The sequence below is a fragment of the uncultured Microbacterium sp. genome (assembly GCF_963521695.1).
GTDB lineage: Bacteria > Actinomycetota > Actinomycetes > Actinomycetales > Microbacteriaceae > Microbacterium.
In genome coordinates, this window is the sequence record NZ_CAUQWC010000002.1 from 25,544 (window position 1) to 37,350 (window position 11,807).

8 protein-coding genes are annotated in these 11,807 nt (G+C 65.6%); 5 read left to right on the top strand and 3 right to left on the bottom strand.

All coding sequences use genetic code 11. The features are described from left to right. Positions 1 to 72 precede the first annotated feature (72 nt). The 3 genes from RWP81_RS00310 to RWP81_RS00320 are packed head-to-tail and all read left to right on the top strand — an operon-like array spanning position 73 to position 3,789. Positions 73 to 591: a GtrA family protein gene (locus tag RWP81_RS00310; protein WP_314451114.1), complete on the top strand. Its 519-nt coding sequence runs from the start codon at positions 73 to 75 to the stop codon at positions 589 to 591. Positions 592 to 605: 14 nt separating this feature from the next. Next, on the top strand, positions 606 to 1,742 hold the full coding sequence (glf, locus tag RWP81_RS00315; RefSeq protein WP_314451117.1) for a UDP-galactopyranose mutase: 1,137 nt from the start codon (positions 606 to 608) through the stop codon (positions 1,740 to 1,742). A 7-nt stretch (positions 1,743 to 1,749) separates the two neighbouring features. Beyond that, positions 1,750 to 3,789 (top strand): acyltransferase family protein, encoded by a 2,040-nt coding sequence (locus tag RWP81_RS00320; protein ID WP_314451120.1) that lies wholly within the window; start codon positions 1,750 to 1,752, stop codon positions 3,787 to 3,789. A gap of 18 nt (positions 3,790 to 3,807) precedes the next feature. On the opposite strand, the gene RWP81_RS00325 is transcribed toward RWP81_RS00320, so the two are convergent. Beyond that, complete coding sequence (locus RWP81_RS00325; RefSeq protein WP_314451123.1) at positions 3,808 to 5,889, bottom strand: acyltransferase family protein; 2,082 nt, start codon at positions 5,887 to 5,889, stop codon at positions 3,808 to 3,810. A gap of 741 nt (positions 5,890 to 6,630) precedes the next feature. Here RWP81_RS00325 and RWP81_RS00330 point away from each other — a divergent pair. Both RWP81_RS00330 and RWP81_RS00340 read left to right on the top strand, forming a co-directional pair. After that, the gene (locus RWP81_RS00330; protein ID WP_314451126.1) at positions 6,631 to 7,884 is read left to right on the top strand and encodes a hypothetical protein; all 1,254 of its coding nucleotides are present in this window, start codon (positions 6,631 to 6,633) and stop codon (positions 7,882 to 7,884) included. Between the two features lie 418 nt (positions 7,885 to 8,302). Continuing rightward, positions 8,303 to 9,154 carry a hypothetical protein gene (locus RWP81_RS00340; RefSeq protein ID WP_314451132.1) on the top strand — a complete coding sequence of 284 codons (852 nt, stop codon included), beginning with the start codon at positions 8,303 to 8,305 and terminating at the stop codon, positions 9,152 to 9,154. Positions 9,155 to 9,300: 146 nt separating this feature from the next. Here RWP81_RS00340 and RWP81_RS00345 read toward each other — a convergent pair whose 3' ends face one another. Further along, entirely contained in the window at positions 9,301 to 10,302 is a 1,002-nt protein-coding gene (locus tag RWP81_RS00345) for a glycosyltransferase (protein ID WP_314451134.1), read from the bottom strand. 90 nt (positions 10,303 to 10,392) lie between these two features. Continuing rightward, positions 10,393 to 11,807 (bottom strand): O-antigen ligase family protein (locus RWP81_RS00350; protein WP_314451137.1); only part of this gene is annotated, 1,415 nt, incomplete at its 5' end.

Here is an 11,807-nt window from a genome sequence, read left to right on the forward strand (position 1 = left end):
CGATAAACGAGCATAGCCCAGGACCCGCGGCGCGCTGTGAGAGCGGAGAGCCGCGCACTGTAGAATGATCGAGTGCGGACGTTTTTCGCCGCTGCAGCGGCACGCCCCGAGGTGCGGTATCTCTTCTTCGGCGGTGTGAATACGGCGTTCTCATATGGGCTCTACACGGTGTTCTTGCTCGCGCTGCACGCACTGGCGGTGCCGGGGGACTTTCTTTGGGCGACGAGTCTGAGCTGGCTGATCTCCAACGCGACATCCTTCGTTCTCCAGCGGAAGTTCGTGTTTCGAAGCACGCGAGGAGTGACCCGGGAGTTCGTCAAGTTCTCATCGGTGACGTTCGGGTCGTTCCTGGCGAACATCGCGCTTGGGGCTTTTGCCGTGGGGGTCCTCGGGTTGACGACCGCCTCGGAGAAACTGGTGAGCCAGCTGGTCATCACCGTGGTTCTGGTACTGGCGACGTACGTCTTGCACAAGTTCTTTTCGTTCGGGTCGCCGTCGGTGGACGCCGAAGTCCTCGGGACCTCCGCTGTCGAGAGGGGTCCCGACGATTCGTTCGGGTCGCAGGACGACGAGACTGACGCGACTAAATAGGAGGAGCAAGCAACGTGGATCTGCTTATCGTGGGGTCAGGTTTCTTCGGATTGACGATCGCCGAGCGTGCGGCCGCCGCCGGACGCAAGGTGACCGTGATCGATCGCCGCCACCACATCGGTGGCAACGCCTACTCGGCCGACGAGCCCGAGACCGGCATCGAGGTGCACAAGTATGGTGCTCACCTTTTTCACACCTCCAACCCGACGGTGTGGGAGTACGTCAACCGCTTCACGCAGTTCACCAACTACGTGCACCGCGTCTACACGACGCACAAGAATGTGGTGTTCCCGCTGCCGATCAACCTCGGCACGATCAATCAGTTCTTCCAGGCGGCCTACACACCCGACCAGGCGAAAGCTCTCGTGCACGAGCTCGCGGGGGAGTTCGACACGAAGGATGCCGCGAACCTCGAAGAGAAGGGGATCGCCCTCATCGGCCGCCCGCTGTACGAGGCATTCATCCGCGATTACACCGCGAAGCAGTGGCAGACCGACCCGAAGGATCTGCCGGCCGAGGTCATCTCCCGTCTGCCCGTGCGGTACACGTACGACAACCGCTACTTCAATGACACGTGGGAGGGCCTGCCCGTCGACGGGTACACCGCGTGGCTGGAGCGGATGGCCGACCACCCGAACATCGAGGTGAAGCTGTCGACGGACTACTTCGACGAGTCGCAGCCGCTGAACAAGAAGGCGACCGTCGGCCAGGTGCCCGTGGTCTATACCGGGGCGGTCGACCGGTACTTCGATTACGCCGAGGGCGAGCTGTCCTGGCGCACGCTCGACTTCGAGCAGGAGGTGCTGCCGATCGGGGACTTCCAGGGCACGAGCGTGATGAACTACGCCGATGCCGACGTGCCGTACACCCGTATCCATGAGTTCAAGCACTTCCACCCCGAGCGGGCCGACCGCTATCCGACCGACAAAACGGTCGTGGTGCGCGAGTACTCGCGTTTCGCTACGCGTGCCGACGAGCCTTACTACCCGGTGAATACCGCCGACGACCGCACCGGGCTGCTCGCCTACCGCGAGCTCGCTAAGGGTGAGCGCGACGTGTACTTCGGCGGGCGTCTGGGTACCTACCAATACCTCGACATGCACATGGCGATCGGCGCGGCCCTGTCGATGTGGAACAACCAGCTCGCGTGATGCTTCCGTGCACCTGACCCTCGGGTCGAGCACCCGGTCGGCGAGGGCTGACCAGGCGAGCGAGGGGCGCTGGGCCTATCGGCCCGACGTCGACGGCCTTCGTGCCGTGGCCATCCTCCTGGTCGTTTCGTACCACGTGTGGTTCGGGCGGGTCTCGGGCGGGGTCGACGTCCTCTTGATGCTGTCGGCGTTCTTCTTGACGCGAGGCTTCGTCAGGCGGATGACGGGACCGACGCCCGTTCGCCCTGTGACGCACCTGCTGGGGCTCTTCCGCCGGCTGCTCCCCGCGGCATCCGTCACGCTCGTCGGCGTTCTGGTCGTCGTCTGGGCCCTGTATCCCGAGACGTCGTGGCGCGGCGTGTGGGAGCAGACGTGGGCTTCTCTCACGTACACGCAGAACTGGCTGCTCGCAGCGGACGCTGTGGACTACTACGCCCGCACCGAGATGCTCAGCCCGCTCCAGCACTTCTGGTCGATGTCCGTACAGGGACAGGCCTTCGTCGTATGGATCGCGCTGCTAGGCCTGTGTCAGCTCGTCGTCCGGCGGCGGGGCCTATCGCCGGACCGGGCCGTCGGCGTGGTGTTCGGAGCCGTCTTCACCCTCTCATTCATCTACTCGGTGGTGTGCACCGCGACCGCGCAGCAGGTGGCCTACTTCGACACCGGCGCGCGCCTCTGGGAGTTCGCGGCCGGTTCCTTGCTCGTCGTGGCGCTTCCCTACCTGCGTCTGGGCGCAATCTCCCGCGGCGTCCTCGGCTGGGCGGGGATGGCGGGGCTCCTCTTGTTGGGGATACTGCTGGACCCCCGCGGGGGGTTCCCCGGCTTCCTCGCTCTGTGGCCGGTGCTGTGCGCGGCTGCCATCGTCGCCTCCGGCACAGGAGAGAGTCGCCACGGACCGGCGCGATTCCTGGCATCCCGTCCCCTCCGCGCCGTGGGCCGCGACGCCTATGCGCTCTACCTCGTGCACTGGCCGATCCTCGTGTCGTTCCTCGTCGTGAACGACCGCACCGAGGTCGGACTCGTCGGCGGGCTCGGCATCGTCGGGCTCTCCCTTCTTCTCGCCCGTGCCTTGACGTGCGCCGTCGACCAACCGGTGCGGGCCTGGCGTCGCGGGGACGCCTCGCCCCTCGTGCCGATCGCCGTACTGACGGCCGCTGTCGTTGCGGTCGCTCTGCCGGTCGGAGCCTGGCAGACGACGAGTTGGGTGCACGAACGGGCCGTCGAAGCGCGGGCCCAGCTTGCGAATCCGGGGGCCGCCGTGCTGCGCGACCCCGCCCTTGCGGAGATCCCGGCCGATGCGACGCTCCTGCCGCTGCCGACCCTGCTTGAAGCCGAGTGGACGCAGCTCGAGCGCGAATGTACGGGGGAGTGGGCCACGGACGTCGAGCAACTAGGTGGTACCTGCCACGAGACCGCGCATACCGCGCGGGCACGTGACACCGTGGTGGTCATCGGTGATTCCCACGCCCAGCAGATCACCGCCGCGCTGCTTCCCTCGGCGGAGGCGAACGGGTGGGGCCTCGTCTTCCTCATCAAGGGTGGGTGCTCGATGGGCCTCGACGAGCCCGGCATGGACGAGCTGTGCGACCCCTGGCGCGAGGCGGCGATCCGTCTCGTTGAGCAGGTCAAACCTGACGCCGTGATGACCGTGGTGACCCGCTCCGATGCGGGGGAGGACGACGAGAAAGTGCGCCCCGGCGTCGAGCGCTTCGTCGACCGAATGGAGACGGCGGGGATCGACGTGCTCGCGATGCGCGACAACCCGCGCTTCGCCTTCGACATGTTCAGGTGCGTCGTATATGCCGCGGACCCGCTCGATTGCGCCGTGCCTCGCTCATCATCTCTCGCCGACAAGAATCCGGCGGAAGCTCTCGCTCGACCCGGGGTGAGCCTGCTCGATCTCACCCCGTGGATCTGTCCCGACGACTTGTGCGTGGGCGTCGTCGGGAATGTCGCGGTTTACCGCGACGACAATCACCTCACGCGAATGTACGCCCGCTCGCTCAATCGATCACTGGCGGAGCAGCTCCCAGAAAGGTTCGGCTGAGAATACAGAGTCGCATCCTCAGAGACTGAGTCGTTGACGAAGCTGGGGAAGCAGGCTCAAGGCGAACGAACGAGTGAGGTGATTATCGTCGGAGTAGACGACGACGCCGCCGATGCGAGACATGCACTGCGTGTCGGTGCAGAGCAGATCGTCGAGCGAGACGACGTCCGCGCCTGCGGCGGTGCCGCCTTCCCTCATGGGATCGGCGAATTCGGCCGCAGCTCGGGGGAGGGCGCAGTCGGACGGTGCTTCTGAACGAGACGGGCAATCCGCGGCGCCTTCTCCTCCTTGCGGCGGGACGGCGAACCGCTCCGGAGGGTCCCGCAGTACGATGACGCGCTTACCCGCATCTTGGAACTCCTGAACAGTGTCGCGAACCATATCGGACGTAAGCGGGTGTCGCTCAGCGTCATCCGACACGTACAGTCGCGACCGGTTGGTCATCACCACCACATCGATCGACGCGTCGCGGGCGATCTGTTCGATCATGTCCTGCGAGACGGAGCGGCACGTTTCGGCGTATTCCGCGTCAAATCCCCATGCGCTTCCCGTGGTTTCACGCGTCATCGAGGCGCAGCCCGACAGGAGGAAGGTGCTGAGGCGCCCCTGCTGCTCGGCGACGAGGTCTCGTATGGGCTCCGCCATACGGGTGGCGTGCGAGTCGCCCAACAGAGCCACATGAGGGCCGCGCGCACCCTGCTCCCCGAAGTCGCATCGCTGAAACTTTCCGTTGTTCGTGCTCAGCTCACATTGGAGGAACTCGGCAGGAGGCAGATCTGCCGAGAACGACGACAGGTCGGCGAGGAGGGGCACCTCGTCGGCGGGGCCGCAGGCCGCGTCCACCATGGCCGAGGCTCCGTAGCACGCACCCACCCGGTCGGCGGTCTCGGGAGCCGCGATCGCGTGCGTCACGAGCGGGAGGGTCGCGATCGAAACCGCCGCGGTCGTGACCGCGACTGCGGCGAATGACCACCGTGGGCGTGCGCGGGCGAGGAAAGACCGCGTGCGTATCGGGTCCTCGAGGAGTACTTTCGACGTCCAACCGAGAGCGATGGACGCAAACAAGATGGCGACGGACTCGATGGTGCCGTTGGGGGCGCCGCGAACGAACGGAAGCAAGATGATCAGCGGCCAGTGCCATAAGTAGGTTCCGTACGACACATCCCCGACGAACTGGACGGCTCGGAGCTCGTACAGTCGGCGAGGACCCCAGCCGCTCAGCGGCCTGCCCGATGCGATCACGAGCAGCGTTCCCGCGACGGGAAGTGCAGCGGTGAAGGAAGGGAAGGGCGTATCCCCGCTGAAGAGCGTCATCGACGCGACGATCAACCCCAGCCCTGACCAGGACGTCAACGCCGCGAGGCGAGTTGGGATGCGGAGCCCTCCGCGAGCAGCAATCGCGGCGAACGTGGCACCCGCACCGAACTCCCATGCGCGGGTGAACGTCGAGAAGTACGCCACCGTCGGCGCCAGCGCAGTGAGCGTGATTGAGTAGATCAGGCTGGTGATCGTCAGGATCGCAAGGGCGACGACGACCGCTCGCATCGTTCGTCCTCCACGCCGGCGGAAGAAGAGCCAGATGGCTCCCAGCAGGACGGGCCATACGAGATAGAACTGCTCTTCGACCCCAAGACTCCAGAAGTGTTGGACGGGCGACTTGACGTTCGAGAGCGCCATGTAGTCCACCGACTGAGCGGCAAGCGCCCAATTCTCCACATAGAAGGCCGAGGCGACGATCTCGCCGCCGAACTGGGTCCACCGTGTGTCGGGAACCCAGATGAGCGTTACCACCGAGACGAAGAAGAGGACGAGCATCGCGGCGGGGAGCAGACGGCGTGCCCGGCGAGCCCAGAACTGGGGAAGGGAGATCCGCCCGCGGCTGGCGAGCTCTCGAACGAGGTGGTCGGTGATGAGGAAGCCGGAGAGGACGAAAAACACATCGACTCCGACGAATCCGCCGGGAAGTTCTTCTGGCCACAGGTGGAAGACGAGAACGCCCAGAACGGCGAGCGCTCGCAACGCTTGGATCTCGGATCGGAATGACCGGGCGTTCGAACGGTCACGCGCGCGACGCAGTGGGGTGAGAGTCGAGGCGGACACGAATTCCTTGTGAGTTGGCGCGTGGGCGGGTTCGGACGCGGCTTTGAGGGGCGGGTCCAGTGACGGAGACCGATGCGGCTGGGCGGACCACATGGATCATACGTGGGCTGCGCGGAAGGGCACAGAAAGGGCGGACACAGCGCCGCATGGAGAACGATCGATCCTCGCATCGCGATCCCTCCATCCGGTGGCGTACCCGCGGCGCTAGATGTACCAACCCCCACCGTTGGTGATTCGGTCGTCGGAGTTTTGGCCTCCGATGCCGAGGTGGTGCCTGACTAGGTCGTAGTGGTCGAGCCCGGCCGTCAATCGGAAAGGCGAGACGCGCTACCCGCTGGAACGAGGCGCCCACGAAACGCAGCGGTCGCGCCACCACCCTCTTGCGCGAAGACCGGGACGCGTGGATGGAGAGCTGGGGACGGTCTGACCGTACTGGCGGGTCCGACAGAATGGTCAGGGGTACTCGATAAGTCGAGTAATCCCTCCGCGGTCGACCGTCGTCGTGAAGTAAGGAAGCCGGCCCGGGATTATTGCTTGGTCCGATGGATCATCCCTGTCGCGCCGTGAAGATAATGCGCGGACTATCGGAATCATCCATCCCCCCGGGAGCCTGCGCGCATGCGAGGCGACGTTAGGCGGGCGTGCCCCATCGGTTAGCATGAGTCGCGTCGCCTCGGACATCATTTGGGGCGCAGGGTATGTGATAAAGCGTGCCTCTGACTTCTTGGGGAAGGTCGTGGGATGAGAGTTCGATCGCGCCTGGCGATAATCGCGGGGGGTTCGTTGCTTGCTGCGGGTCTGGGGGTCTCGTCGGCTAACGCGGGCGTGATTGATCCAGCCGAAACCGACGAGGTGGTGTTGGTTGAGCCGTCGGTGCAGTGTGATTCTGAGTACCCGTCGGGCATTGTCATAACGAATCCGGCAAGCAACACTCAGACTTTCTACACTTCCTCGAACGTCTTCGATGCGAGCGGTACGCCGCGATTCGGCGACGGCGGCATCCTTGCGCCGGGTGAGTCACTGAGGGTTGCCTCGGGAGGGTCCTCGGTCAATGTTGAGGACGCGACCTACATCTATGACGTTTCACAGTCGCCGCAGGTGCCCGGAACCACCGAACCCACCGAGCCGTTCACTGTGGTGGCGACCGGAACATACGTGCTTGATTGCGAAGCGGGTGGCACGGACTATTTCGTGACCTCTTACGACCGCACTGTGTGGGCCGTGACACCGGCGAGCATTCGTGCGCTGACGTTCGCCGAGTGGCAGGCGGCAGGGTCACCCGCGCCTAAGCCGGCACCGACCGATTACGTCAAGTACCCCTGGTCTCCGACAGTGTCCGCGGTGACATTCTTCGGGCAACCGCAAGATCGCTGGGTTTGGAAGCACATCTCGTTTGAGGAGTGGGACCGGGCTGGGAAACCGTCCCCCCGTATCGCCGGATGGATCAAAGACTCTGTCTATTACAAATGGGCTACGGCAGCGCAGATCTTTGTCCAAGACGTCGGAGGGGTGAAGCATGCACTGACCGGAGATGAGTGGGCAGCCTCCGGGTGGCAGCCATTCACCGAGCGAATCAACCAGGGCTTCGGCAGGCTTTCATGGGACGCCAATGTTGCGCGTTTCACCGACTTTGCGGCCGGCCAGGGCTCCCCCATCAACTTCGCCCAGTGGCAGACGGAGGGGCAACCTCAGCCAGCCGTGCAGACCCGATTCCCCGGTGACCAGCTTTACCGTAATTACGGAGATCCGACGATCTGGTATGCCGGTCCCACCGTGAATCGTCCGATTACGTTCGCGGAGTGGTCAACGCTGGGTCAGCCGGCCCCGACGGTACGGAACATCCCTGCTCGCCCGACACTCGATAAGGACTGCGACGACTACCCCTCGCGGCAGGCAGCTCAGGACGAGTACCGCTACTACTTCGAGGCGTACGGGGATGTCTTCCTGCTCGATGGAGATGACGACGGCATCGCCTGCGAGTCGTACTTTGGCTAGTTGAGACGGGATAGACCGCGCGCCTTACCGAGTACCGCGAGGCGCACGGTCTTTCTCTTTCTCGGCCATCGCGGATAGCGCAACGGCGGCTCATGCGCAGATCAATCGCCTGCCAGGCCAGGCGTCCTGAACCTGCGCCGCCGCCACCACACCGTGTGTGAAACGCCCATCTCCGCAGCGACGTGCGCAACTGCACGACCCGACTGGGTGCACTTGACCGTGACCAACCTGCCGGCCGGAGTCAGCCGGCTGAACGCGGGACACGAGTAGCCTCCGCATGTTCGAGGTGCAGAACTCGATAGCTCCGACTCGACGATCCGAAGTCGGATTGCGACATCACGGCGGGGTGCGACTCCACTTCCACACGTCGACATCAATCTCCCGCGGCCTCCCGCGGACATCACCAAAGGTTCCTGTCATGACACCTCGGTTCGCCGCCGCTGCGATCGTCGGAGTGCTCGTCGGTACTCTCTTCACGTCGACGCAGGCGCAAGCCGCGTCTCTCGAACCCGACTACGTGCGCACGTCGTACGACGGCACCATCTACGAGGTCACGGATGACGATGTCGTTCCGTTGAGTTTCGAAAAATGGTCGGAACTCGGATTCCCGACGTTCACGGCTGCGCCGACCGTGTTTCAGAAGGTGCTGACCTTTCCGACGGTTACCGCGACCACCGAGTTCGCCCGAGCGGAAGCCACAATCTCCGACGCCATCACTTGGCAGGAATATCAGGCCGCCGGGTTCCCCGCGGTCGGCACCCTCGCGTGGGGGCCGTCGATCTCCGTCTACAAGTGGGGTACCTCGCAACAGCTCTTCGCTCAGGACGACGCGGGCGACATCATCGCCCTCACCTTCTCGCAGTGGAGCGGTGCTGGGTTCCCCGCATTCGCAGCTCGGGAGGGCCGCGGATTCGTCCGGCTGTCGTGGGACACGACGGGGGGAATCGCCTACCTGTGCGACACGAGTACGGGTCATGGCGGTCGGCTGACGTACGAACAATGGACACGCCTCGGATCCCCCACTCCGTACACCGTCACCCGCACCGCAAATGACACGGTGTGGCGGATCTTCGGTGGTGTGCAACTGTCTTACGTCGGTGCAATGAATCTTGTCTATGACCCCAACGCGGGGTTGGAGCCGGGGTTCTCGAACCGCGCCATCGCCTTCGATGAGTGGCGCGCAATGGGTTCACCCGCGCCGGAGAACCAGATCCCCGCCGCGTCGTCAGACCTGCGATGCCAGCCGGGAGCCTCGACTCCCTGGGAGTGACATATCGGTCCCCCGCCGACATCCGGTTGGTGGACGGGAGTGTGTCCGCCCCTCCTTCGCGCTGTCGCGAAGGAGGGGCGCGAGTGCGCAGGAGCTGGAGAGCTGTCGACGATACGCCCGCCTCGGTTCGGGAGGGGAACCCCCGCTCAGCTCGTCCGCTGAGGATCTTTCAGCGGCGGCATAGGCTTCCACGACGCATCGCCGGAGATCTTCCGCCCGTCACGCAATCCGCGGAAGAGGTGGCTCGTGCCACTCATCTTGCGTTCCACGACGACCAGGCGGATCAGCTCCTTGACGAATGTCAGGGCCGTTCCCGCAGTGAAGGGGAGCGTTCGATAGACGCCCAACGCCCGGTAGTACTTCTGCAGGTAGGCCCGATTCCGCATGATGTAGTAGCGGTACGCGTCGCTCGAGGCGTTCATGTGGCGGATGCCCATGTCCCACTGCTTGATCTCTCGCGTGCGGCGCAGGACGAACTCGTCGACGATGACCGACGGCGTTTCGCGCGAGGCGAGCCAGCCGTAGAGCTGGTCGTCCCAGTAGATGAAGAAGCGGGGGTCGGGCAGCCCGATCTTCGCCACGATGTCGCGGTGGATGAACATGCCCTCGAAGCAGCCCGAGTTCATGGGCTTGAATCCCGAACCGTCGAAGTCCGCCGGGGCGTAAGGGATGGGGATCGCCATCGACTCGGCGACGCGGTACTGCCAGTAGAACTCGCTGCCGTCGAAGTCGTAGCGGCGTCCCTGGATGCTGCGGAAACGGGGGGCCCATTTTCCCATGCGCGCTAACCCGTCGGAGACGACCTCCACGTCGTCATCCATCAGCCACATCCACTCGGAGCCCAGGTCGTAGGCGACGCGCATGCCCTCGCTGAATCCACCTGAGCCGCCGGTGTTGGTTTCGAGGCGGCGGTAGACGAGCTCGGTGGGAAGACGGTCGCGGAACGACTCCACGACGTCGGTGGTGTCATCGGTCGAGGCGTTGTCGATGATGACGAGGTGCCCGGGTGCCGGAGACATCCGCTCGATGCTCTCGAGCAAGCGCGTCAGCAGTGGCGTGCGGTTGTAGGTGACGACGACGATCGTCGCGGTCTTCGGGTCGAAGGCGGTATCCCGCGAGGGGGACGAGGCGTCGGCGTGCGCGGTCATAGCCCGACGATCATAACCGTCCGTTCTCCGCACGAACCCCACGGCTGGCCCCGCCGCGCCGATCGTCGAGCGGCCGGTCGGTCACGCCGCTCAGGCGGAGCGCCTCACCAGCTCACCGCGCTCGATCGAGATGCTCTGCTCGCTGGGGCCGACGCCGACCAGCGGTGTCTGCTTGATCTTGGCGCCGAACAGCACGACGAACATCCATCCCCACAGCAGCAGGGGACCCGATTCGGTGAGTCCCTGCACCACGAGCAGGGCGCCGATGAGGGTGGGCAGCAGTGTCAGGGGGGAGTGCGGGCGGTCGTCGCGCAGGTCCCAGCGGGGGCGGTCGACGGCGAAGAACCACGAGCGCCAGACGTAGGCGAGGAAGACCAGGGCGAGCAGCGCGACGCCGACCACGCCGAGCTGCAGGTAGGCGTCGAGCCACATGCTGTGCGCCTGCACGACCGTCTGGTCGTGGTCGACGATCCAGCCGTCGATGAGCGGCTCCGTGGGGATCCACGGCGTCGAGAACCCCCAGCCGGCGAAGGGGCGCTGGTCGGCGCGCGCCAGCACGTCGGCCCAGATGCCCTCGCGTCCGAGCAGATCGGCCCCCCGGCCGAGCACGCCGAACACCGCCTCGCGGCCGAGCCACAGGGCGCCGCCGAAGCCCACGCCGATGGCGGCGTAGAGCAGGTACCAGCGCGTGCGTTCTCCGGGGCGGCGGGCGGTGCGCATGACGAGGACCGTGCCGAGGACCAGCGCCACGAAGGCAGCGGCGATGAATGCGGTTGCGGAGCCCGCGCGCACGAACAAGAAGGCGGCGAGGGCGGTCCACAGCACCAGCAGCACGCGGCGGGGCGCGCCGGCGGCGAGGCGCACACCGAACACGATGATGGCGACGAGCATGGCCGCGGCGAGCAGGTCGGCGTTGCCGAAGAGGCCCTGGATGCGCCCGCCGTCGAAGAGGTTGTCGCGCGACCAGTACAGGATCGGGTCCATGCGCGCGGACGGCACGACGAAACCGGGGAGGAGGGGGCCGCGCACCAGCAGCGACACCGCCGCCTCGAAGAGCAGCGAGAGTCCCACGACCCACTTCGCCGCCGATGCGACGGCGCGCACGACGTCGCGCCAGGTGAGTACCGCCCCCACGAACAGGCCCTGGAATGTCGTGATCACGAGAAGGAGCCAGGTGAGGACGGATGCCGCGGGCCACGCGCTCCACGCGATCGACGCCGTCGCCCAGGCCAGGTAGGCGAAAGCGAGCCAGGGGAGACGCCGGACGGCCATCGGCGGTCGGGTCACGACCCAGATCACGGCGGAGACGACGGCCGAGGCCACCGCGACCGCGGCTGCCAAGACGGGACCGGCGGCGTTGACGAGTCCTACGCCGCCGAGGGCGAGCAGGATGACGAAGACGCACCACGCCCGCAGCAGCAGGTGCCCCGTCGTCTCCCGCGGGGGCGCCGTCGGCAGCGCCGACACGGGGTGGTTCGTGTACATCGCCATGATGGGTTCAGGCT

What these genes read in the sequence shown, in the direction of transcription:
- RWP81_RS00330 (WP_314451126.1), top strand. Translation starts at nt 6,631, where the DNA reads ATGAGAGTTCGATCGCGCCTGGCGATAATCGCGGGGGGTTCGTTGCTT.
- RWP81_RS00340 (WP_314451132.1), top strand. Translation starts at nt 8,303, where the DNA reads ATGACACCTCGGTTCGCCGCCGCTGCGATCGTCGGAGTGCTCGTCGGT.
- RWP81_RS00345 (WP_314451134.1), bottom strand. Translation starts at nt 10,302, where the DNA reads ATGACCGCGCACGCCGACGCCTCGTCCCCCTCGCGGGATACCGCCTTC.